Origin of the sequence: Aeromonas genomosp. paramedia (assembly GCF_023093515.1) — a bacterium.
Lineage (GTDB): Bacteria > Pseudomonadota > Gammaproteobacteria > Enterobacterales > Aeromonadaceae > Aeromonas.
Genome location: NZ_JAAROG010000020.1, coordinates 70431 through 92029, shown reverse-complemented (window position 1 = coordinate 92029; position 21599 = coordinate 70431). Strand labels below are relative to the sequence as shown.

Below are 21599 nucleotides of genomic sequence, written 5' to 3'. Positions count from 1 at the left end.
GGCTAGAACCAGCCTTCGCAGTTAGTGGCTGGCCAGCGGGTAGGTGAACAGGGCCAGGTGGGCGAAGTTGAACAGGAAGTGGATCGTGATGGCGACGCCGAGGCGCCCGCTCAGCAGGAAGGCCAGGCCATAACAGGCCCCCGCCAGGGCGGCAAACAGCACCAGCAGCGGACCACCGGCCAGGTGGGCGGCCCCGAACAGCAGGCTGGCGATCAGGAGACCGAGCCAGGGCTTGCTTCGGCTCGCCACCCCTTGCTGGATGAGGCCGCGAAACAGCGCCTCTTCCGCCACGCAGGTGAACAGCAGGTTGTTGAGAGCGAACAGCCACCACCAGTGGGGCAGCCCCACTTCGGGCTTGAGGGCCCCCAGTTGCCAGGCGGCGATCAGCAGGGTCGCCAGCGGCAGTATGAGCAGGGCCAGCGGTCGCCAGCGTATCGCGCCGCCCGGGCCGAGCAGGGCGGGCCAGGCCAGCAGCAGGCCGAAGAAGATGAGCGGCTTGTCCAGATTGAGGTAGAGGGTGAAGGGGACGCTGGCGGGACCGGCCTGTACCCGATCCAGCACCTTGAGGTTGTCAAAGCCCGGCACCAGGTGCAGCGTCAGGGCCAGGGCCCACAGCAGCACCAGCGTCAGTGCGACGCCACGCCAGGGCTGGGGCAGGGTGGGCGTGCGCCAGGCCAGCAAGAGACCGGCGAGGCTGACCAGCGCGGCGATGGGGCCGAGTCGCTCCAGCCAGAGCGCGGTCAGCAGGGCGACCCCCAGCAGGATCAGACCGCTCCGCTGCTGGCGGGCCAGGCAGAGCAGCACGGCCAGTCCCAGGGCGAGCCAGATGAGAGTGTCAGGGAGTGGTAACATTGAGTCTCCTTGTGGGTTGCAAGGGGCGCACCTTAACGAGCCTTCGCCTCTGGCACAAGGCGCAATGGACTGGTCGGAGCCCAGTCGGGCTCCTTCTTGCCGACAGCGCTGACCGGCCTGGGCAATAAAAAGCCGGAGCTAGGCTCCGGCTTTGGGGATAGGTGGTGGCCCGGGTGAAGGGGCCCAGACCAGATTAACGGCCGGATTCGGCGATGACGCGGGCTATGATGTCGGCGCGCTTGCTCGCTTCCAGCTCGCCCAGGGCGATGAGGCCGGCCTTGAAGATGACATTCTTCGGCAGGCTGACGTCGTCCAGGGTGGTGATGGCTTCGACGTGCAGGCCGTTCAGGCGGCTGGCATCGCGCGGGCTCAGGTTGACCTGGGTATTCATCACCTGCTTGCCTTTCTTCTTGGCAGGCACGGCGGCTTTCTGGCTGGATTCCTGTTCTTCGTCTTCCGGCAGTTCGTCATCAAAATCGTAAATGGACATAGTCAATCCTGTTGGGTTGCAAGGGGCATGCTCGCCCGAAATGTGGGTATTCAGCCCATATCCTCGTTGCGGATAAAGGCGCGCCAGGAGCCGAGCACCTGGGCAAAGTCTTCCAGTCCGCACATGGCCAGCTGCTCATCATCGTAGTAGGCGAGATCGTCGAGATCCTCATCCAGCTCGATATTGAGGACGTTGGCTTTCACCTCGGCCTCCTCAGGGGTGAGCAGCAGCGAATAGTCACCGCCGTGACGCCTGTACTCCGTGCGGGTTCGATTGGAAAGCTGGTCGATGATGGAGAAGAGCTCGTCGAGGGTATCCTCATCCTTGCCAACTTCATCGATCAGCCACTGACCTATGGCCTCATGGCCCATGGAGAACCGGGCGCGATAGCCACCGAACGGGTCGCGGCGAAATTCATAGTCCATAGCGGAGTCCCTATCGGAAGGGTGGAGCCACCACAACACGGAACGGCGTGACGCCGGTTCCATGATCCCGGGTGGGGCACAGATAGCGTAAAGTGGCCTATTCTAGCGATCCCCCCCGCGCTTGTCTTGATGATGTGGGATCTTTAACGGGTCTGTCCCCCGGATCCAGGCCACCCGGGGGCCTGTCAACGAATGGTATGGAGAGGCAATGCAGTTCAATGACACCCTTGCCCGTCAGATAGTGAGCCGGGCGATGAAGATACTCTCCTTCTCGGTCAAGGTAATGGACGAAAGCTGCCTTATCATCGCCTTCGGCAACCCTCTGCTATCTATCCGGAGATGTTATGCAGCTCAATGACACCCTTGCCCGTCAGATTGTGAGCCGGGCGATGAAGATACTCTCCTTCTCGGTCAACGTGATGGACGAGCGGGGCCTCATCATCGCCTCCGGCAACCCGGAGCGGCTCCATCAGCGTCACGAGGGGGCCGTGCTGGCGCTGACCGAGAACCGGGTGGTGGAGATAAGCGAAGCGACCGCCCAGCAGCTCAAGGGGGTGAGGCCCGGCATCAACCTGCCCATCGCCTATCAGGGGGAGTTGCTCGGCGTCATCGGCATCTCGGGGGATCCGGAAGAAGTGCGTGCTTACGCCGAGCTGGTGCGGATGACAGCCGAGCTGATCCTGGAGCAGGCGGCGCTCACCGAGCAGTTGCAGTGGGACAAGCGCCACAAGGAGGAGCTGGTGCTGCAGCTCATTCGCGGCGAGGGGAGGGCCGATCAGCTGCAGCAGGCAGCCCGCTTCCTCGATCTCGATCTGGCCCAGCCTCGCGTCGTCGCCGTGCTGGCGCTGGAGGAGGCGGATCCCGCACGTCTGCGGGAGCTGGTGCACCTCCTGGAAAATCCGGAGCGGGACAACCTGGTGGCCATCAACGGCCTGGACGAGATAGTGGTGCTCAAGCCGGCCCAGCTCAGCGATGGCGTCTGGCAATCGGCGCAGGAGCGCAGCCGCATCAAGCAGTTGCTGGCCCGCATTCCCCATTTCAAGGTGCGCATAGGGGTGGGTGATTACTTCGCCGGGACGGGCGGATTGGCGCGCTCCTACCAGACCGCCCGCGACACCCTGCGCCGAGGCATGAGCCAGGCGCCGCGCAAGCAGGTCTACTTCTTCGAGGATTATCGCCTGCCGGTGCTGCTCGGGAGCCTGGCGGACTCCTGGCAGGCGGATCAGCTGCGGGCCCCCCTGCTCAAGCTGGCAAAAGAGGATGCAAAGGGAACGCTGCAAAAGACGCTGCGGCAATATTTCTTGCAGGATTGTGATCTGCATCCCTGTGCCGAAACGCTCTTCATCCACCCCAATACCCTGCGTTATCGGCTGACCCGGATAGAGCAGATAACAGGCTTGAATTTCAATAGGTTAGATGACAAGTTCCTGCTCTATCTCGGGCTCAATCTCGATGGCTGATTTGTTCATATGAACAAAAACATAGGCTGATGAAGCGCAAGCTTTGGCTTTTAAGCCAAAGCATTTAGGGTCGGGATCACCATAATGGCCACCACTCACTCATTTGAAAGGTGCCCGTCATGATCCCTGTATCCGCGCTCGGCGCTCTCGCCGCGCTCTCCATCGCCATCTTCCTGATTCTGAAGAAGGTGCCGCCCGCCTACGGCATGATAGTCGGTGCCCTGGCCGGTGGCCTGATCGGCGGCGCCGACCTGACCCAGACCGTCGCCCTGATGATCGGCGGCGCCCAGGGGATCACCACGGCCGTGATGCGGATCCTGGCGGCAGGCGTACTGGCCGGGGTGCTCATCGAATCGGGTGCCGCCACCACCATAGCCGAGACCATAGTCCGCAAGCTCGGCGAGACCCGTGCCCTGCTGGCTCTGGCCCTGGCGACCCTGATCCTGACCGCGGTCGGCGTCTTCGTGGACGTGGCCGTCATCACCGTCGCCCCCATAGCGCTCGCCATCGCCCGTCGCGCCGATCTCTCCAAGGCCGCCATCCTGCTGGCCATGATAGGGGGCGGCAAGGCGGGCAACGTCATGTCCCCCAACCCGAACGCCATCGCCGCGTCCGACGCCTTCCACCTGCCCCTCACCTCTGTGATGGCGGCCGGCATCATCCCGGGTCTGTTCGGTCTGGTGATGGCCTACTGGCTGGCCAAGCGCCTCAACAAGCGGGGCAGCAAGGTCGCGGCCGACGAAGTGGTGAACTTTGACGGTGGCAAGCTGCCCGGCTTCTTCGCCGCCATCAGCGCCCCCCTGGTCGCCATACTGCTGCTGGCCCTGCGCCCGGTGGCCGGCATAGTCGTGGATCCCCTCATCGCCCTGCCCCTCGGCGGCCTGGTCGGCGCCCTGATGATGGGCAAGTTCAGCAAGGTGAACCAGTTTGCGGTCTCCGGCCTCGCCCGCATGGCGCCGGTGGCCATCATGCTGCTGGGGACGGGTACCCTGGCGGGCATCATCGCGAACTCCGGCCTGAAGGATGTGCTGATCAGCGGCCTGACCGCCTCAGGTCTGCCCTCCTACCTGCTGGCCCCCATCTCCGGCGCTTTGATGTCGCTGGCGACCGCCTCGACCACGGCCGGGACAGTGGTGGCCTCCAACGTGTTCAGCTCCACCCTGATCGAGCTGGGGATCAGCAGTCTGGCGGGGGCCGCCATGATCCACGCCGGTGCCACCGTGTTTGACCACATGCCTCACGGCTCCTTCTTCCATGCCACCGGTGGCAGCGTCCACATGGGGGTGGGTGAGCGCCTCAAGCTCATCCCGTACGAAACCGCGGTGGGTCTGACCATTGCAACTGTCTCCACCCTGATGTTTGGCGTGTTTGGCCTCGCCTAAGGAATTGATATGAAGATTGTTATTGCCCCCGATTCATTCAAGGAGAGCCTGAGCGCCATGGCGGTGGCCGATGCCATCGAGGCCGGTTTCAAGCAGGTGCTGCCGGATGCCACCTACGTCAAATTGCCTATGGCCGATGGCGGCGAGGGCACGGTGCAGTCCCTGGTGGATGCCACCGGTGGCCGCATCCTGCCGGTCGAGGTGACGGCACCGCTCGGCAACAAGGTGCAGGGCTTCGTCGGCCTGCTGGGGGATGGCCAGCGTGCCGTCATCGAGATGGCGGCGGCCTCAGGTATCCATCTGGTGGCACCGGAGCAGCGCAATCCACTGCTCACCTCCAGTTTCGGCACCGGCGAGCTGATCCTGGCGGCGCTGGAGATGGGGGTCACTCACCTCATCCTCGGCATCGGCGGCAGTGCCACCAACGACGGCGGTGCCGGCATGATCCAGGCGCTCGGCGGCAAGCTCTTGAAAGCAGATGGCACCCCTATAGCCCTGGGGGGCGCGGGTCTCGGTGAGCTCGCCACCATAGACCTGAGCGGGCTGGATCCCCGCCTGAGCGAGCTGGTCATCGAGGTGGCCTGCGACGTGAACAACCCGCTGTGCGGCCCGAAAGGCGCCTCTGCCGTGTTCGGCCCGCAGAAGGGGGCGACCCCCGAGATGGTGGCGCAGCTCGATGCCAATCTGGCCCGCTACGCCGACTGCATCGAGCAGGCCCTCGGCAAGCAGGTGAAAGATATTCCGGGGGCGGGCGCCGCCGGTGGCATGGGCGCCGCCCTGGTCGGCCTGCTCGGCGCGGAGCTCAAGCCCGGCATCCAGATCGTCATCGAAGCTCTGAAACTGGCCGATGAAGTGGCCGATGCGGATCTCGTCATCACCGGGGAAGGTCGCATCGACAGCCAGACCATCCACGGCAAGACGCCAATCGGTGTCGCACGCTGCGCCAAGCAGTTCGGCAAGCCGGTGATCGGCATCGCCGGCTGCCTGACCGACGATTGCGGCGTGGTCCATGACCATGGCATCGACGCCGTGTTCGCCGTGGTCAACCGGGCCATGTCCCTGCCGGAGGCGATCGCAACCGCCACCACCAACCTGCAGCTCACGGCCCGCAACGTCGCCGCCCTCTATCTGCTGCGTCGTTAATCCTCTTCTGGCCGGAGCCCGTCACCGGCCGCACCCTGCCCCGTGTAGCGGATGTGGTTGCTCCCCTGAGGGCGGACCCTCTGACGCACCTTGCCGATCCCAGGATCGGCTTTTTTATTATCCTGCTGTCTTGTATATGGTTTTTGTATTCTGCCAGGGGCCTTTGCGGCATAGTGATCCCCCATAGTACAAGGAGCAACCCATGATCTTGCTGACCCTGGGGGTACTGCTGTTTACCCTGATCCATCTCTATCCCTGCTACGCCGCAGCGCACCGTGCCCGCCTGCGGGATCGGCTGGGGGAGAACCGTTACAAGGGACTCTTCTCGCTGCTGGTGTTCGTCGCCATCGGCTGCATCCTCGCCGGCTGGCGCAGCGCCAGCCCCCTGCCGCTCTACTTCCTGCCCGCCTGGGGGCCCATGCTGGTGATGGCGGCCATGCCGGTCGCGCTGATCCTGCTCTGCGCTGGCCAGGGGCCCAACCACCTGAGGCGTTGGCTGGTACACCCCCAGCTGCTCGGCACCCTGCTCTGGGCCTGTGCCCATCTGGCGGTCAACAGCGAGGCGCGCTCCCTGGTGCTGTTCGGAGGGTTGGGTGCCTGGGCGCTGGTCAGCATCGTCTGGATATCGGTACGGGACTGGCGCACCAAGCCGAGGCCGGCGGCCACCTGGCAGGGGACGGGGATCAGCGTGGGCGCCGGTATGGTGCTGACGGCCATGCTCATCTTCTGGGGCCACGGCTGGTTGACCGGGATCCCGCTGCACTGATCCCTGAACCTTGTGCGGGGATCTCGCGTATGATGGAGAAAACCCGAGGAGTCACGTCAATGAAATGGTTCACCCTGCTGCTGTTGCTTGGATCTGGCGCGGCATCTGCCGCCTGTCCCGACTACTTCAATGTGGAGATGCGGGAGCTCAACAACACCCAGCGCCACAACCTCTGCCAGCTGACCGAGGGCAAGGTGGTGCTGGTGGTCAATACCGCCTCTTATTGTGGTTACAGCGGCCAGTTCCGGGATCTGGAGGCGCTCTACCAGAGCTACAAGGAGAAGGGGCTGATGGTGCTGGGGTTCCCCTCCAACGACTTCTGGCAGGAGGCGGGCAACGAGAACAAGACAGCCGAGGTGTGCCGCCGGGACTACGGGGTCACCTTCCCCATGTTCAACCGGGTCTCGGTGCGTGGCGCCGATGCGGTGCCATTGTTCAAGGGGCTGGCGGCCGCCGCCGATGGGGATGCGCCGAACTGGAACTTCCACAAATACCTGGTGGGCCGCGATGGCAAGCTGATTGCGAGCTATGGCGCCAATCAGAATCCGGCCGATGATCCCCTCAAGGCGCAGCTGATCCAGGCGCTGGGACGCTGACCCTACCCCCTGGCGGGCGGCTCTGGAATAATGGGGGCCCGCCACTCACTCTGGTTATCCCGTGCTGCAACGTCTTCCCCAAATGGTGATCTTCGATGCCCTGGTCCGCGAACAGGGCATCTCGGCGGCCGCGCGGCGGCTCGGGGTCTCCAAGTCCCACATCAGCAAGCAGCTGGCCCAGCTTGAGACCGAGCTCGGCGCCCAGCTGGTGCAGCGTACCACCCGCCGTTTCTCCCTCACCGAACTCGGCCAGGAGTATGCCCGCCACTGCCGCGCCCTGGTGGCGGTGGCCCTGGAAGCTGACTCCATGGTGGCGGAGCGTCGCGGCAAGGTGAGCGGCGTGCTGCACCTGGGGGTGGGCCAGTCCTTCGGCCGCTTGCACGTGATCCCGCGGCTCAAGGCATTCCAGGCGCGTTACCCCGACCTGGAGCTGGAAGTCTCCCTGTTCGATCACCGCACCAATCTGGTGGATGAGGGGCTGGATCTCTGGATCACCACCTACGAGGACAAGCCCGAGACCCTGGTGGGGCAGCGGCTGGCGGACATCGGCTTCGTGCTGGTGGCCTCGCCGGACTATCTGCTGAGCCACGGCACCCCGCTGCATCCCAGGGATCTGGCCAGGCACAACTGCATCACCTACCAGAGCCGGGAGCGGCGCTACCACGAGTGGTCGTTTCGCCAGGGCAAGGAGCGCCAGACGGTGCAGGTGGCAGGCAACTACAGGGTGGATCTGGCGGAGGCGGTACGGGATGCCGCCCTGGCCGGGCTCGGCATCGCCTATGTTGCCAACTACTTGCTGGACAAGGAGCTGCAATCCGGCCAGCTCATTCCCCTGCTGCCCCAGTGGCGCCCGAACCAGAAGATGGCGGTGCACGCCGTCTACGCCAGGCGGGAGCACCTGGATCCCAAGATCCGCCTCTTCATCGACTTCCTCAAGGAGAGCTTCGGCCCCGAACCCTACTGGGCGCAGCGGCTGGCCCCCTGGCTGGGGGGCAGATTGTCCGGTGTGGAGGAATAATCGTTTCCATACAGGAACACTGACTTTCGCCTGATACCAAACACGAGCCAAATCAGCCAGTTGGCGCAACCGATATCGTGCAAACGTTTTTGCTAACAGGGTTGTAACCAGGTGGACTTGCAGTGATGGGGGCAGGGGAGCAGAATCCGCGCCCATCTTCAGTCCCACTAGATGGAATTCCTATGATCGCCCTGCTCGGCATCTTGAGTATCCTGGCGCTAGCCGCACTCTGCTCTGATAATCGTCGTCGTATCCCGTTGAGAACAGTGGGCTTCGCCCTCTGCCTGCAAGTCCTCTTCGCCGCCCTGGTGCTCTGGCTGCCTGCGGGTCAGCAGGTGCTCAACGGCGTCAGCGAGAGCGTCAGCAGCGTGATCGGCTACGGCCAGGAGGGGATCGCCTTCCTGTTCGGGGATCTGGCCAAGTTCAAGCTGGGCTTCATCTTTGCCTTCAACGTGCTGCCGGTCATCATCTTCTTCTCCGCGGTGATCGCCATCCTCTACCACATCGGCCTGATGCCGCGGGTCATCGCCCTGCTGGGCGGCGGCCTGCAGAAGCTGCTGGGCACCGGCCGTGCCGAGAGCCTCTCCGCTACCGCCAACATCTTCGTCGGCATGGTGGAAGCCCCCCTGGTGGTCAAGCCCTACCTCTCCAGGATGTCTGACTCCCAGTTCTTCGCGGTGATGAGCTGCGGTCTCGCCTCGGTGGCCGGTGGCACCCTGGTGGGTTATGCCAGCATCGGGGTCGAGTTGAAATACCTGATCGCCGCCGCCTTCATGTCGGCGCCTGCCGGCCTGGCCATGGCCAAGATCCTGGTGCCGCCCGGTGCCGATGAGGAAGATCATCATGAAGATGTGGTGATCCCCCGCGCCACCAACGTGATCGAAGCGGCGGCCGATGGCGCCATGTCCGGTCTCAATATCGCTGTGGCGGTGGGCGCGACCCTGCTGGCCTTCGTCGGTGTGATTGCCATGCTCAACGGCCTGCTGGGCTGGGCCGGCGACCTGGTGGGTCTGGATCTGAGCTTCCAGATCATCCTGGGCTGGCTGTTCGCCCCCGTCTCCTGGCTCATCGGCGTGCCCTGGGATCAGGCCCAGGCGGCCGGCGCCCTGATCGGCACCAAGATCGTCATCAACGAATTCGTCGCCTTCATCGCCCTGGTGCAGGATCAGACCCTGAACGAGTCGAGCAGGGCCATAGTCACCTTTGCCCTGTGCGGTTTCGCCAACATCTCCTCCATGGCGATCCTGATCGGCGGCCTGGGGGCCATGGTGCCGGAGCGCAAATCCTTCATCGCCCGCTACGGCCTGCGGGCCATCCTGGCGGGGGTGCTGGCAAACCTGATGAGCGCCTCGCTCGCTGGCCTGTTCCTCGCCCTCTGAGTGGCCTAGGCGCTCGTGCCTTCAGGTCCAAGCCCGCTTCGGCGGGCTTTGTTGTGGCCGTTGTCGGGCAAAAAAAAAGCGCCTCAGAGGAGGCGCGGGGAAAAAGACAGATTGGAAGCGTCACATGGGTGCCACTTGAATGAGGGATGAGCCGTGCCATCCAAGTGTGAGTGCATCATGCCTTTCCCAGTCTGAAGCCCTTCTGAGGCGATTCTTCATACTGTGTTCATTTTGCTAAACGCCCGGTGGCGTCAGCGCTAAGCCTCCGTTCCCCTGCTCCAATGCCAGCAAGCAGCGTTATGAACGGGATGCCGCCGGCTAATCAGGGGTCAGGGAGTCAGCGCGAAGTTGTCGACAGTCTGCTGTTCCAGTGCCAGCAACCAGCGTATGAAGGGGATGCCGCCAGCTAATCAGGGAGTCAGGGAGTCAGCGCAAAGTTGTCGACAGTCTGCTGTTCCAGTGCCAGCAACCAGCGTTTGATGGGAATGCCGCCGGCTAATCAGGGGTCAGGGGGTCAGCGTGAAGTTGTCGACCGTCTGCTGCTCCAGTGCCAGCAGCCAGCGCTTGATGGGTATGCCGCCGGCGTACCCCGTCAGCGCACCGCTGCTGCCTATCACTCGGTGGCAGGGCACTATGATGCTCAGGGGGTTGCGGCCGTTGGCCGCCCCGACGGCCCGCACCGCATTGGGGTTGCCGATGGCCTGGGCTATCTCGAGGTAGCTGACGGTCTCGCCGTAGGGGATGTCGCACAGGGCACGCCACACCGACTGCTGAAAAGGGGTTCCCCGGGCGGCGAGCGGCAGCGTGAAGTGCCGCAGCCGACCGGCAAAATAGGCCTCGAACTGCTCGAGGTAGGGGGCCAGGGTCACATCGTCCCGCTGCCATTCCGCTGTCGGGGTGACCGGCTGCTCCCCCCGCAGGAACTCCACGAAGCGCAGGCCATCCTGATCGATGGCGACCAGCAGGGGGCCCTGGGCGCTGTCACAAAAACTGTATCTCATGGATCTCTCTTCCTCGGCCTGAACGGCTCACTCCATCCCGGGCTTGCCACGGGCCGACTTGATCTCACCCTTGCGCTTCTTGGCGTCAACCCGCTTGCGCTGGGAGCTGCGGGTCGGCTTGGTGGCGTGGCGGGCCTTGGGGCGCCAGGCGGCCTTTTTCAGCAACTCGGTCAGGCGGCTCATGGCCTCCTTGCGGTTCATGTCCTGGCTGCGGTGGGTCTCGACCCTGATCTGGATGAAGCCATCGTGGACCCGGCTGTCGCTGAGCTTCTCCAGCCCCTCCTTGTAGAGATCCGGCAGGCTGGGGGAGTCGCGGTAATCGAAGCGCAGCCAGACGGCGGAGTCCGTCTTGTTGACGTGCTGGCCTCCGGCCCCCTGGGCGCGCATGGTCTGAAACTGCAGCTCATGCCAGGGAATGATCACGCTGTTGGAGATGACTAACATGGGGTGATGCTCTCATTTGGTGCATCAAGGGAGTCTGGTGCAGCTTGGTGCCTCATTATGGGGCGAGATGCGCTTCCTTGGTGATCCTGAGCCGAAATGGCTCAAGGGTTAATGGCTATCTTTATGAAAATAAACAATAAAAATACTTGGCACAAGAATTGATGACCTCTTCATGACATACCATGGATTGGGAGCAACCAGATGAAGCTGATTACTGCGATTATCAAACCTTTCAAGTTGGACGACGTGCGCGAGGCCATCGCCAACCTGGGGGTCGAGGGTCTGACCGTGTCCGAGGTCAAGGGCTTCGGTCGCCAGAAGGGGCACACCGAATTATACCGGGGGGCAGAGTACCAGGTCGACTTCCTGCCGAAGGTAAAGCTGGAGATCGCCACCGCCGACGAGAACGTGGAAGGGGTGATCGAGGCCATCTGCAAGGCGGCTTATACCGGCAAGATAGGAGACGGCAAGATCTTCGTCTATGACCTGCTGCAGGCCGTGCGCATCCGTACCGGCGAGAGCGACGACGAGGCGCTGTGATGCCGCGCCAGGGCCCCCGGCCGCTGAGCCGGTCGGGTTGAGCGCTCAGGCCCTGCCGGGTCGATAGAAAAAGAGAATGCATGGTCATGAAGAGACTGGGTGGGATTCCATCCGGTCTTTTTGTTTTAGCAGTGATTAAATATGTGGCCTTACCTCTGCAAACCGCCTTGATCCTCTCATCCTGATTCATGCAGAATGCAAACGAAAATAGTTATCACTATATGCACAGACAAGGAATGGATGATGAAAATGAAGATGCTGGCGCTGGTGTTCTCCTCGCTGATCGCCCAGTCGGCCTTTGCCGCCGCTGAAGTGAATGTCTACTCCAATCGGCAGGATGAGCTGATCAAGCCCATCATCCAGCAGTTCGAGAAAGAGACCGGGATCAAGGTCAACGTGGTGTTTGCCAAAGAGGGGCTGAACGAGCGCCTGGAGCGCGAAGGCAAGCTCTCCCCCGCGGATCTGATGCTGACCGTCGACATCAGCCGCCTGACCGACCTGGTGGACAAGGATCTGGTTCAGCCGGTGGACAGCAAGACGCTGCAGGAGAACATCCCCTCCATCTATCGTGATCCGGACAACCGCTGGTTCGCCCTGACTACCCGGGTGCGCGCCATCTACTCCAGCAAGGATCGGCTCGGCAAGCTCGACACCATCCGCTACGAAGATCTGGTCAAGCCTGAATTCAAAGGAAAAATTTGTACCCGCAGCGGCAAGCACGAGTACAATGTGGCGCTGGTTTCGTCCATGATTGCCCATCACGGCATGGCGGACACCAAGACCTGGCTGGAAGGGGTCAAGGCCAACCTGGCGCGCAAGCCGCAAGGCAACGACCGGGATCAGGTCAAGGCGATCAAGGACGGTATCTGTGACGTCTCCCTCGGCAACAGCTACTACCTGGGCGCCATGCTGAAAGACCCGGCGCAGAAGTCCTGGGCCGACGCGGTCGAGATCAACTTCCCGAACCAGGCTGATCGCGGTGCCCACGTCAACGTGAGCGGCGTGGCCATGACCAAGTACGCCAAGAACAAGGAAGCCGCCCAGAAGCTGATGGAATTCCTCTCTGGCGACACCGCCCAGCACATGTACGCGGACGTGAATGCCGAGTATCCGGTCAAGGCCGGGGTCGAGCCTTCCGCCATGGTCAAGGCCTGGGGCAGTTTCAAGTCTGACCCCATGCCGGTCAGCGACTATGCCAAGCACCGCAAGGACGCCTTGCAGCTGCTGGATGAAGTGAAATTCGACTTGTAATCAGATGGGGCCTAAGGCCCCATCAATCGCTGTGGACTCATGAAAAATTGTGGATGGATTGCCGGCAGCTGGGCCACCGCCCTGCTGCTGGGTTTGCCGGTGCTTGCCCTCATCTTCTCTGCCTTCTCGGCAGACGGAGAGCTGTTTCGCCACCTCGCCGATACGGTACTGATCGACTACCTTGGCAACACCTCAGGGCTGGTGCTGGGGGTAGTGCTGCTCAGCCTGCTGTTCGGGGTGCCCACCGCCTGGCTGGTCGCCATGTGCCAGGTGCCGGGGCGCCGCGCCCTGCAGTGGGCGCTGATGCTGCCCATGGCCATGCCCTCCTACATAGTGGCTTACGTCTATACCGACCTGCTCGACTACTCGGGCCCGCTGCAGGCGGGGCTGAGATCCCTGTTTGACTGGCAAGGCCCGGCCGATTACTGGTTCCCGGCCATCCGCTCCCTCGGCGGTGCCGCCTGGGTGCTGGCGCTGGTGCTCTTCCCCTACGTCTATCTGCTGGCGCGCGCCTCCTTCCTGGAGCAGTCGGTCAGCCTCATTCACTCCAGCCGGTTGCTCGGCTGCACCCCCTGGCAGAGCTTTCGTCGCCTCAGCCTGCCCCTGGCCCGCCCCGCCATCATGGTGGGGGCGTCGCTGGTGGCGATGGAGACACTGGCAGACTTTGCCACCGTCCACTTCTTTGCCATCAACACCCTGACGACGGCCATTTACGACACCTGGCTCGGTTACGGCAGCCTGGCCACCGCAGCCCGGCTCTCCTGCCTGATGCTGCTGGCGGTGGTGTTGCTCATCGCCCTGGAGCGCCGCTCCCGCCAGCGCCAGCAGGTATTCCAGAAATCCATGGGCCATGAGCAGCCCCTGCGCTATCCCCTCAAGGGGGCGAGCCGTCTGCTGGCCGGGCTCTGGTGCTGGGGACTGGTGCTGGCCGGTTTCGGCCTGCCGTTCGTGATCCTGCTGGATTACGGGGTGCGCTATTTCGAACTCTCGTGGACGCCGGAATTCGTGCGCTTCGCCGGCAACAGCCTGCTCATCTCGGCCCTGACTGCCCTGCTCGCCATGGCCATCGCCCTGCTGCTCGGCTTCTTCCGCCGCCTCGATGGCGGCACCCGCAGCCTGCTGCCCCTGCGCATCGCCGCCACCGGCTATGCCATGCCGGGCACTGTGCTCGCCATCGGGGTGCTGGTGCCGCTGACGGCGCTGGATTTTGGTCTCAACGATCTGGCCGAGTGGCTCGGGATGCAGGGGCCAGGTCTGCTGCTGACCGGCACCCTCACCGCCATCGTATTCGGCTACCTGGTGCGCTTCGTGGCCATCGCCATCGGCTCGGTGGAGAGCAGCATGGGCAAGATCTCCCCCAGCCTCGACATGGCGGCCCGCTCCCTGGGGCAGGGGACGGGGGGCATGCTGCGCCGGGTGCATCTGCCCCTGGTGCGACGGGGCCTCTTTGCCGGTGCCATGCTGGTGTTCATCGAATCCATGAAGGAGCTGCCTGCGGCCCTGCTGCTGCGGCCGTTCAACTTCGAGACCCTGGCGACCCATGTCTACCAGTTCGTCTCGGACGAGATGCTGGAGCGGGGGGCGCTCGGCGCCATCGTCATCGTGCTGGTGGGGCTGGTGCCGCTTATCTGGGTCAACCGCAGCCTGGACAGTCCGGGGCACTGAGTCGCCACGCCGGCCAATGAAATTGCATACGGTGTGCTTGACCGAAAGGCAGCGCACCGCCAGAAACGAGAGGAACAGTGCCGTGTCTTGCTTGCAAGTAGAGAAGGTTAGCTGCCGTTACAACGGCCAGAACGTGCTGGAGCAGCTCTCCCTGACGGTGGCCGACAACGAGATCGTCTGCCTGCTGGGGGCGAGTGGCTGTGGCAAGACCACCCTGCTCAAGGCGGTCGCCGGCCTGCTGCCACTGGCGGAAGGCAGCATTCGTCTCGGTGAGACCCTGCTGGACGGGCCCGGCGTGACGGTGTCGCCTGAGCGTCGCCACATCGGCATGATCTTTCAGGATTACGCCCTCTTTCCCCACCTGACGGTGGCCGAGAACATCGGCTTCGGGCTGACCCGGGCGCCTCGCGACACCCGCCAGCAGCAGATCGACGAGGCGCTGACCCTGGTCAACCTGCAGGGGCTGGGGGATCGCTATCCCCATCAGCTCTCCGGTGGTCAGCAGCAGCGGGTCGCCATCGCCCGCGCCCTGGTCTGCAAGCCCAGATTGATGCTGCTGGACGAGCCCTTCTCCAACATCGATACCCAGGTGAGGATGAAGCTGATCCTGGAGATCCGCACCCTGCTCAAGCGTCAGGGGATAGGCGCCATCTTCGTCAGTCACAGCAAGGAGGAGGCGTTCGCCTTCGCCGATCGGCTGGCGCTGTTCCGGGCCGGTCGCATCGAGCAGGTGGGCCAGCCGGAGCAACTCTATCGCCGCCCCGAGAACCGCTTCGTGGCGGAGTTTCTCGGCGGGGTCAACTATCTGGCGGCCGAGGTGGTGGACAGCCACTGCGTGCAGACAGCGCTCGGGGTCATCTGTGGCCATGAGCCGCACGGTCGCGCCCCGGGAGAGCGGCTGCAGCTGATGCTCAGGCCCCAGCAGCTGGCATTGGCGGCCGCCGCCGACGGCGACTTGCTGGTGCGGGAGCAGCAGTTCCTCGGCCATCACTGCCGGGTGCTGGTGGAGTGCGCCGGCCAGGTGCTGGAGGCCAGCATAGGGGAGCCTCTCGAAGGGGAGAGGGCGCGGGTGACCGTGGCCCCCCATGCCCTGGTGCTGTTCGAACAGATGCCTTGATAGTGATGTGAAATCAAGGAATTGACCCCGTTCCGGTTTATAATCGCGCCACGCCCATAGCCAATGTCTTTGGAGAGAGAAATGAAAGCCCAAGCCGGGATCTGCGCAGAGCCGAATCTGCATGCCCTCTATCTGATGTTCAATCGCACCGGTGACGGTGTCGAGCTGGCCACCCGTCTGGCCAGGCTGCCGGTTCTGTGGGATGCGGTGAGCGCCGATTTCCCCGACGCCGGTTTCAGCGGTCTGGTCGCCGTCGGCGCCGAGGGCTGGGATGCCATCTACCCGGCCGCCCGTCCGCCCCAGTTCCGTGGCTTCATGGCGCAGTCTGCCAATGGCCAGGAAGCCCCGAACACCCCGTTCGATCTCTTCGTGCAACTGCGCGCCGATCGGGTGGACGTCCTCCATCACGCCGGCCATCGTGTCATGGCGCTGCTGGCCGGTCTGGTGGAGCTGGCCGAGGAAGTCCGCGGTTTTCGCAACCAGGATTGCCGGGATCTGACCGGTTTCGTCGACGGCACCGAGAACCCCCAGGGTGAGCACAGGGCCGAAGTGGCGCTGATCGACGGGGGTGAATTTGCCGGTGGCTCCTACGTCCATGTCCAGCGCTGGGTGCACGCCATGAGCGACTGGGAGAAGCTGGCGCTGAAGGAGCAGGAGGACATCATTGGCCGTACCAAGGTGGACAACATCGAGTACGAGTCGGCCGACAAGCCGCTGACCTCCCACATCAAGCGGGTCAACCTAAAGACCCCGAAGGGAGAGTCCATGGAGATACTGCGCCAGAGCATGCCCTGGGGCACCATGCGCGAGCAGGGGCTCTACTTCATCTCCTGCTGCCGCACCCCGCAGCACTTCAATGCCATGCTGGCCAGCATGTACAAGGGGGAGGGGAGCCACTTCGATCACCTGCTGCGCTTCACCAGGGCGGTGACAGGGGCCGCCTTCTTCGCCCCTTCCATCGATTTTCTGGTCGCTCAAGGCAAGTAACTGCTTGCCGAATGCGCGGAAACGAAAAATCCCGGCCTTGACCGGGATTTTTCGTTCAGGTGGCGCGAGCGCGACCGGATCAGGGGGTCTGTTCGAACAGCTCGAGGGCGGAGAGGTAGAGCTCTTCGATGTCGGTGTCGCTGGTCGGGGTGATGAAGATGGTGTCATCACCGGCTATGGTGCCGAGGATACCTTCGGCCTTGCCGAGGGAGTCGAGCAGGCGGGCGATGAGCTGGGCCGCACCCGGGCTGGTGTGGATCACCACCAGAGCGCCGTTGTGGTCGACATCCAGTACCAGGTTCTTGAGCGGGCTGGAGGTGGTGGGCACACCCAGCTCCACCGGCAGGCAGTAGACCATCTCCATCTTGGCATTGCGGGTGCGGACGGCGCCGAAGCGGCTCAGCATGCGCGAAACCTTGGACTGGTTGATGTTCTCAAAGCCCATCTCTTGCAGGGCAGTGACTATCTCTGCCTGGGAGCCGAAACGCTCCTCTTTCAGCAAGGCTTTAAAGGCCTTGGCCAGTTTTTCTTGCTTGTCGTTATGTTTCATCTTGGACTCACGAATGAGGGAGGTGACCGCCTGTCACGCTCAGGCGGCAGATACGAACAGCGCTGCTATTTTGCATTCATATGCCTGTTTTGGCAAGGAAGCGGCGCTTGTTCTGCATATTGATTCAAATATAGCTTGCATCAACTTATGCTGGCGCTAGAATCAGGACGAAATTTTGAAAACTTATTCAATTGGGCTGTATGGGTATCGAATTAATCGGCATCGAAAAATCCTGGCACAAGGTGCCGGTACTGCAACAGGTCAGCTTCCGGACTGCACCCGGCGAGACCTTGGTATTGCTGGGCCCGAGCGGTGCGGGCAAGAGCTCGCTGCTGCGGATGATGAACCTGCTGGACACCCCGGATGCGGGTGTGCTGCGCATCGCCGACAGTGAATTTTCTTTCCCGTCCAGCCTCTCTCCCGCGGAATTCAACCGCCAGGCCCAGGCCTTGCGCCGCAAGGTGGGCATGGTGTTCCAGCAGTACAATCTGTGGCCCCATCTCACCGTGATGGAGAATCTCATCGAAGCCCCCATCAAGGTGCTGGGCATGGGCCGCGAGGCTGCCATCGAGAAGGGCGCTTATCTGCTGGCCCAGTTGCAGCTGGCCGACAAGCGGGATGCCTGGCCGGCGCGCCTCTCCGGCGGCCAGCAGCAGCGGGTCGCCATCGCCAGAACCCTGATGATGGATCCCCAGGTGCTGCTGTTTGACGAGCCCACCGCGGCGCTCGATCCTGAAATAACCAAAGAGGTGGCGGAGATCATCCGCACCCTGAGCCAGACCGGCATCACCCAGGTGGTGGTGACCCACGAGGTGGAGTTCGCCCGCAAGGTGGCCAGTCAGGTGATTTATCTGGAGAAGGGGCGGATCATCGAATCCGGCACCGCCGCCATCTTCCAATCCCCGCAAACCAGCCGGTTTGCCGAATTCTTGATGCATTGATATTGAATCGATAAGGAAGCTGTCATGAAAAAGAGTCTGTTGCTGGTTGCTGCCATGGGTCTGCTGAGCACCTCGGTGCTGGCCAAGGAGATCAAGTTCGCCACCGAGGCCACCTATGCGCCGTTCGAATACCTGGATGACAAGAACGAGTTCCAGGGCTTTGACATCGATCTGGCCCGCGCCGTCTGCGAGCAGGCCAAGCTGGAGTGCAGCTTCCACAACCAGGCCTTCGACAGCCTGATCCCCAGTCTCAAGTTCCGTCGCTATGACGCCGTCATCGCCGCCATGGACGTGACCCCGGAGCGGGCCGCCCAGGTCGACTTCTCCGACATCTATTACGAGAACTCTGCGGTCTTCGTGGCCAAGAAGGGCGCCTTCAAGGGGCCTGAAGAGCTGGTGGACAAGACAGTCGGCGTGCAGAACGGCACCTCCCACCAGTCCTACCTGGTGGACAACTGGGTGAGCAAGGGTCTGCTGACCGTGCCCTACGCCAGCTACCAGAGCGCCTTCCTCGACATGATGAACGGTCGCACCGACGGCGTCTTCGCCGACACCGCCGTTGCCGCCGACTGGCTCAAGCAGCACAAGGAGTACGGTGTCATCGGCACGCCGGTGACCGACGCCAAGTACTTCGGTACCGGCTTTGGCATCGCGGTGGCCAAGGGCAACCAGGAGCTGTTGACCCAGCTGAACAAGGGGCTGGCCGAGATCAAGGCCAACGGCACCTATCAGAAGATCTTCGACAAGTACTTCGCGCAGTAAGCCATGCTGAGCCTGTTGTTGGATGCAGCCTGGATGACCCTGGGGCTGGCCTTGGCATCACTGGTCGGGGGCATGGTGCTGGCGCTGGCGTTCAGCGCCGCCGAGCTCAGCAAGCGCAGTTGGCTGGTGTGGCCTGTGGCCACGCTGACCACGCTCATTCGTGGTTTGCCCGAGCTGCTGGTGGTGCTGTTCATCTACTTCGGCTCGACCCAGGTGTTGTTCCTCATCACCGGCGAGTACGTGGAGTTCAGCCCCTTCGCCTGCGGCGTGCTGGCGCTCTCCCTGCTGTTCGCGAGCTACGCCACCCAGACCCTGCGGGCGGCGCTCAATGCGGTGCCCGCCGGGCAGCGGCTGGCGGCGCTGGCGCTGGGCCTTGGCAAGGGCCACATCTTCTTTCGCATCGTGCTGCCCCAGGCCTGGCGTCACGCCCTGCCGGGGTTGGGCAACCAGTGGCTGGTGCTGCTCAAAGACACGGCCCTGGTGTCGCTTATCGGGGTGAACGAGATGATGCGCCAGGCCCAGATGGCCTCGGCCAGCACCTATGAACCCTTCACCTGGTACGCCGCGGCCGCCCTCATCTATCTGGCCATCAGCCTGGTGAGTGAGTTTGGCCTCAAGCAGGCTGCCCGCTACACCCGCCGTTACGGAGGCTGACCATGCAGGATTACCTGATGACCCTGCTGGGGGGGCTGGCGATTACCCTGCAGCTCACCGCGTTCAGCTTGCTGCTTGGCGTGCTGATGGCGGCGGGCATGACCTGGGTGCTGGAGCGCCGCATTCCGGTGGCGACCCAGCTGGTGCAGCTGTGGGTGCTGGTCTTCACCGGCACGCCTCTGCTCATCCAGATCTTCCTCATCTACTACGGGCCTGGCCAGTTTGAATGGCTCAAGGCGGGGCCGCTCTGGCCGTTGCTCAAGCAACCCTGGTTCTGCGCCGTGCTGGCGCTCGGGTTCAACACTGCGGCCTACTCCACCCGGCTGTTCAAGGGGGCGCTCGACGCCATCCCAGCAGGCGAGGTAGAGGCCTGCCGGGCGCTCGGCTTCTCCGCCGGCCAGACCCTGTGGATGAAGACCCGCCACGCGGCCCGTCGGCTGGTACCCGCCTACTCCAACGAAGTGATCCTGGTGCTCAAGGGCAGCTCGCTGGCCAGCACCATCACCATCATGGACATCATGGGGCTGGCCCAGCGTCTCAACGCCCAGACCTATGACACCCTGGCGGTGTTCACCGTGGCCGGGGGCCTCTACCTGACCATGAATGGATTGTTAACAATTGGTTTCCGCTGGTGCGAGAAGCGGGCACTGGCATTCCAGTCCTGAAGCAGTCGTATTTACCTCTTAATGGTGAGGGAGACACAGGAAATCTGTGTCTTTCCTCTCATTTATCGCATATTCCTCTCCGCTTTCGTCGCCGCTTGCTCCCTGGCTCACAGAACCCGTGATTACAACTGTTATCAGATTGTTTTTTAGCAGGGGATCCTTTAAGGTGAGGCGCACAATAAGAAACAGCGTTAACCCAACTAGAAACAACCTTAAACCTACGCTTAGACATGGAGTTGATCATGAAAGTTGCCGTTCTGGGTGCCGCCGGTGGCATCGGCCAAGCCCTTGCTCTGCTGTTGAAAAATCGCCTGCCTGCCGGTTCCGAGTTGAGCCTGTATGACATTGCCCCGGTCACCCCGGGCGTGGCGGCGGACCTGAGCCATATCCCGACTGACGTGAAAGTAAAAGGTTTCTGCGGTGAAGATCCGAGCCCGGCTCTGGTCGGCGCCGATGTCGTACTGATCTCTGCCGGCGTGGCGCGCAAGCCCGGCATGGATCGTTCCGATCTGTTCAACATCAACGCCGGTATCGTCAAGAACCTGGTGGAGAAGTGTGCCGCCTCCTGCCCGAAGGCACTGATCGGCATCATCACCAACCCGGTCAACACCACGGTCGCCATCGCCGCCGAAGTGCTGAAGAAGGCCGGTGTCTATGACAAGCGTCGCCTGTTCGGCGTGACCACCCTGGACGTCATCCGTGGCGAGACCTTCGTGGCCGAGGCCAAGGGCCTGAACATCGACAAGATCCGCGTCAACGTGATCGGTGGCCACAGTGGCGTGACCATACTGCCGCTGCTCTCCCAGATCGAAGGGGCCAGCTTCACCGCGGAAGAAGCGGCTGCCATGACCAAGCGCATCCAGAATGCCGGTACCGAAGTGGTGGAAGCCAAGGCCGGTGGCGGTTCTGCCACCCTCTCCATGGGTCAGGCAGCCTGCCGTTTCGGTCTGTCCCTCATCAAGGGTCTGCAGGGCGAAGCCAATGTCATCGAGTGCGCCTATGTGGAAGGCAACGGCGAGCACGCCACCTTCTTCGCGCAGCCGGTGCTGCTGGGCAAGAACGGTGTCGAGAGCGTGCTGGACTACGGCAAGCTGAGCGCCTTCGAGCAAGAGTCCATGGACAGCATGCTGGCTACCCTGAAGGCCGATATCCAGCTGGGTGTCGACTTCGTCAAGTAAGCCGCAGCGTCGATCATGAGGGGAGCCCAGGCTCCCCTTTGTCATTTCCGGGGTTTGCCATGGCGGACTAAGGAGATGGGCCCGGCTGCCGATAAAGAGGGCAGCAGGAGATCCCTATGATGAAACCCAGTACCCTCGTCGGCCTCGTCGGTCTGTGCAGCCTCCCCTTGCAGGGGGCCGAGCCGATCTCGGCGGCCGCGCAAACCCAGTCGCTGGCGGCCGCCACAGTCCCGGCGCCCTCGGCGGCCTTGGCCCCGGCATCGGCTGCATCAGCGACCCTGCCGGCCACCGCACCTGTACCGTCAGCCGCAGTGCCGGCGGCTGCCGCTGCCC

General features: G+C 63.1%; 24 protein-coding genes and 1 pseudogene. 18 read left to right on the top strand and 7 right to left on the bottom strand.

The annotated features are described in order from the left end of the window. Nucleotides 1-21: 21 nt before the first annotated feature. From HB860_RS15965 to HB860_RS15955, 3 genes are all read right to left on the bottom strand, one after another. Nucleotides 22-852, bottom strand: a complete 831-nt coding sequence (locus HB860_RS15965) for a CPBP family intramembrane glutamic endopeptidase (RefSeq protein ID WP_247627272.1) — start codon at nucleotides 850-852, stop codon at nucleotides 22-24. Between the two features lie 193 nt (nucleotides 853-1045). Beyond that, complete coding sequence (locus tag HB860_RS15960; RefSeq protein WP_025325671.1) at nucleotides 1046-1342, bottom strand: hypothetical protein; 297 nt, start codon at nucleotides 1340-1342, stop codon at nucleotides 1046-1048. 50 nt (nucleotides 1343-1392) lie between these two features. Beyond that, nucleotides 1393-1767: a YacL family protein gene (locus HB860_RS15955; RefSeq protein ID WP_139436877.1), complete on the bottom strand. Its 375-nt coding sequence runs from the start codon at nucleotides 1765-1767 to the stop codon at nucleotides 1393-1395. A 208-nt stretch (nucleotides 1768-1975) separates the two neighbouring features. Between HB860_RS15955 and HB860_RS15950 the strand changes: the two genes are divergently transcribed. From HB860_RS15950 to HB860_RS15915, 8 genes are all read left to right on the top strand, one after another. Next, on the top strand, nucleotides 1976-2125 hold the full coding sequence (locus HB860_RS15950) for a sugar diacid recognition domain-containing protein (RefSeq protein WP_432612684.1): 150 nt from the start codon (nucleotides 1976-1978) through the stop codon (nucleotides 2123-2125). Beyond that, the gene (locus HB860_RS15945; protein ID WP_247627271.1) at nucleotides 2112-3227 is read left to right on the top strand and encodes a sugar diacid recognition domain-containing protein; all 1116 of its coding nucleotides are present in this window, start codon (nucleotides 2112-2114) and stop codon (nucleotides 3225-3227) included. The genes HB860_RS15950 and HB860_RS15945 overlap by 14 nt, the downstream gene beginning before the upstream one ends. A 119-nt stretch (nucleotides 3228-3346) precedes the next feature. After that, entirely contained in the window at nucleotides 3347-4609 is a 1263-nt protein-coding gene (locus HB860_RS15940; RefSeq protein ID WP_025325674.1) for a GntP family permease, read from the top strand. 9 nt (nucleotides 4610-4618) lie between these two features. Then, nucleotides 4619-5752 carry a glycerate kinase gene (locus HB860_RS15935; RefSeq protein WP_247627270.1) on the top strand — a complete coding sequence of 378 codons (1134 nt, stop codon included), beginning with the start codon at nucleotides 4619-4621 and terminating at the stop codon, nucleotides 5750-5752. A gap of 202 nt (nucleotides 5753-5954) precedes the next feature. Beyond that, nucleotides 5955-6518, top strand: a complete 564-nt coding sequence (locus HB860_RS15930) for an NnrU family protein (RefSeq protein WP_247627269.1) — start codon at nucleotides 5955-5957, stop codon at nucleotides 6516-6518. A 59-nt stretch (nucleotides 6519-6577) separates the two neighbouring features. Then, nucleotides 6578-7114 (top strand): glutathione peroxidase, encoded by a 537-nt coding sequence (locus tag HB860_RS15925; RefSeq protein ID WP_139436872.1) that lies wholly within the window; start codon nucleotides 6578-6580, stop codon nucleotides 7112-7114. An 82-nt stretch (nucleotides 7115-7196) separates the two neighbouring features. Then, a complete protein-coding gene (locus HB860_RS15920) occupies nucleotides 7197-8132 on the top strand; it encodes a LysR family transcriptional regulator (RefSeq protein WP_247627436.1) in 936 nt (311 codons plus the stop codon). Between the two features lie 182 nt (nucleotides 8133-8314). Next, nucleotides 8315-9511: a NupC/NupG family nucleoside CNT transporter gene (locus HB860_RS15915; protein WP_247627268.1), complete on the top strand. Its 1197-nt coding sequence runs from the start codon at nucleotides 8315-8317 to the stop codon at nucleotides 9509-9511. Between the two features lie 329 nt (nucleotides 9512-9840). Here the strand turns inward: HB860_RS15915 and HB860_RS22310 are convergent. The 3 genes and pseudogenes from HB860_RS22310 to arfB form a co-directional block, all read right to left on the bottom strand. Beyond that, nucleotides 9841-9918: pseudogene (locus HB860_RS22310) on the bottom strand (methylated-DNA--[protein]-cysteine S-methyltransferase); the annotation flags it as partial. Nucleotides 9919-10017: 99 nt separating this feature from the next. After that, on the bottom strand, nucleotides 10018-10512 hold the full coding sequence (locus HB860_RS15905; RefSeq protein ID WP_247627267.1) for a methylated-DNA--[protein]-cysteine S-methyltransferase: 495 nt from the start codon (nucleotides 10510-10512) through the stop codon (nucleotides 10018-10020). 27 nt (nucleotides 10513-10539) lie between these two features. Then, nucleotides 10540-10956 (bottom strand): alternative ribosome rescue aminoacyl-tRNA hydrolase ArfB, encoded by a 417-nt coding sequence (gene arfB / locus HB860_RS15900; protein WP_005332323.1) that lies wholly within the window; start codon nucleotides 10954-10956, stop codon nucleotides 10540-10542. 201 nt (nucleotides 10957-11157) lie between these two features. On the opposite strand from arfB, the gene glnK reads away from it, so the two are divergent. From glnK to HB860_RS15875, 5 genes are all read left to right on the top strand, one after another. Further along, a complete protein-coding gene (gene glnK / locus HB860_RS15895) occupies nucleotides 11158-11496 on the top strand; it encodes a P-II family nitrogen regulator (protein ID WP_005332325.1) in 339 nt (112 codons plus the stop codon). Nucleotides 11497-11739: 243 nt separating this feature from the next. Further along, a complete protein-coding gene (locus tag HB860_RS15890; RefSeq protein WP_247627266.1) occupies nucleotides 11740-12747 on the top strand; it encodes a Fe(3+) ABC transporter substrate-binding protein in 1008 nt (335 codons plus the stop codon). A gap of 39 nt (nucleotides 12748-12786) precedes the next feature. Next, the gene (locus HB860_RS15885) at nucleotides 12787-14412 is read left to right on the top strand and encodes an ABC transporter permease (RefSeq protein ID WP_247627265.1); all 1626 of its coding nucleotides are present in this window, start codon (nucleotides 12787-12789) and stop codon (nucleotides 14410-14412) included. A gap of 82 nt (nucleotides 14413-14494) precedes the next feature. Then, nucleotides 14495-15529 (top strand): ABC transporter ATP-binding protein, encoded by a 1035-nt coding sequence (locus HB860_RS15880; protein WP_247627264.1) that lies wholly within the window; start codon nucleotides 14495-14497, stop codon nucleotides 15527-15529. An 81-nt stretch (nucleotides 15530-15610) separates the two neighbouring features. Continuing rightward, nucleotides 15611-16516 carry a Dyp-type peroxidase gene (locus HB860_RS15875; protein WP_247627263.1) on the top strand — a complete coding sequence of 302 codons (906 nt, stop codon included), beginning with the start codon at nucleotides 15611-15613 and terminating at the stop codon, nucleotides 16514-16516. 79 nt (nucleotides 16517-16595) lie between these two features. Here the strand turns inward: HB860_RS15875 and argR are convergent, their stop codons facing one another. Further along, the gene (gene argR / locus HB860_RS15870) at nucleotides 16596-17066 is read right to left on the bottom strand and encodes a transcriptional regulator ArgR (protein ID WP_005308670.1); all 471 of its coding nucleotides are present in this window, start codon (nucleotides 17064-17066) and stop codon (nucleotides 16596-16598) included. Nucleotides 17067-17266: 200 nt separating this feature from the next. Here argR and HB860_RS15865 point away from each other — a divergent pair, with 200 nt between their 5' ends. The 5 genes from HB860_RS15865 (at nucleotide 17267) to mdh (ending at nucleotide 21266) form a co-directional block, all read left to right on the top strand. Next, on the top strand, nucleotides 17267-18007 hold the full coding sequence (locus HB860_RS15865) for an ATP-binding cassette domain-containing protein (protein ID WP_247627262.1): 741 nt from the start codon (nucleotides 17267-17269) through the stop codon (nucleotides 18005-18007). A 24-nt stretch (nucleotides 18008-18031) separates the two neighbouring features. Then, a complete protein-coding gene (locus tag HB860_RS15860; protein WP_005332335.1) occupies nucleotides 18032-18769 on the top strand; it encodes a transporter substrate-binding domain-containing protein in 738 nt (245 codons plus the stop codon). 3 nt (nucleotides 18770-18772) lie between these two features. Then, the gene (gene artQ / locus HB860_RS15855) at nucleotides 18773-19423 is read left to right on the top strand and encodes an arginine ABC transporter permease ArtQ (RefSeq protein ID WP_139436856.1); all 651 of its coding nucleotides are present in this window, start codon (nucleotides 18773-18775) and stop codon (nucleotides 19421-19423) included. A 2-nt stretch (nucleotides 19424-19425) separates the two neighbouring features. Further along, nucleotides 19426-20088: an arginine ABC transporter permease ArtM gene (gene artM, locus HB860_RS15850; RefSeq protein WP_139436854.1), complete on the top strand. Its 663-nt coding sequence runs from the start codon at nucleotides 19426-19428 to the stop codon at nucleotides 20086-20088. A 242-nt stretch (nucleotides 20089-20330) separates the two neighbouring features. Continuing rightward, nucleotides 20331-21266 carry a malate dehydrogenase gene (gene mdh, locus HB860_RS15845; protein ID WP_139436852.1) on the top strand — a complete coding sequence of 312 codons (936 nt, stop codon included), beginning with the start codon at nucleotides 20331-20333 and terminating at the stop codon, nucleotides 21264-21266. Nucleotides 21267-21599 lie beyond the last annotated feature (333 nt).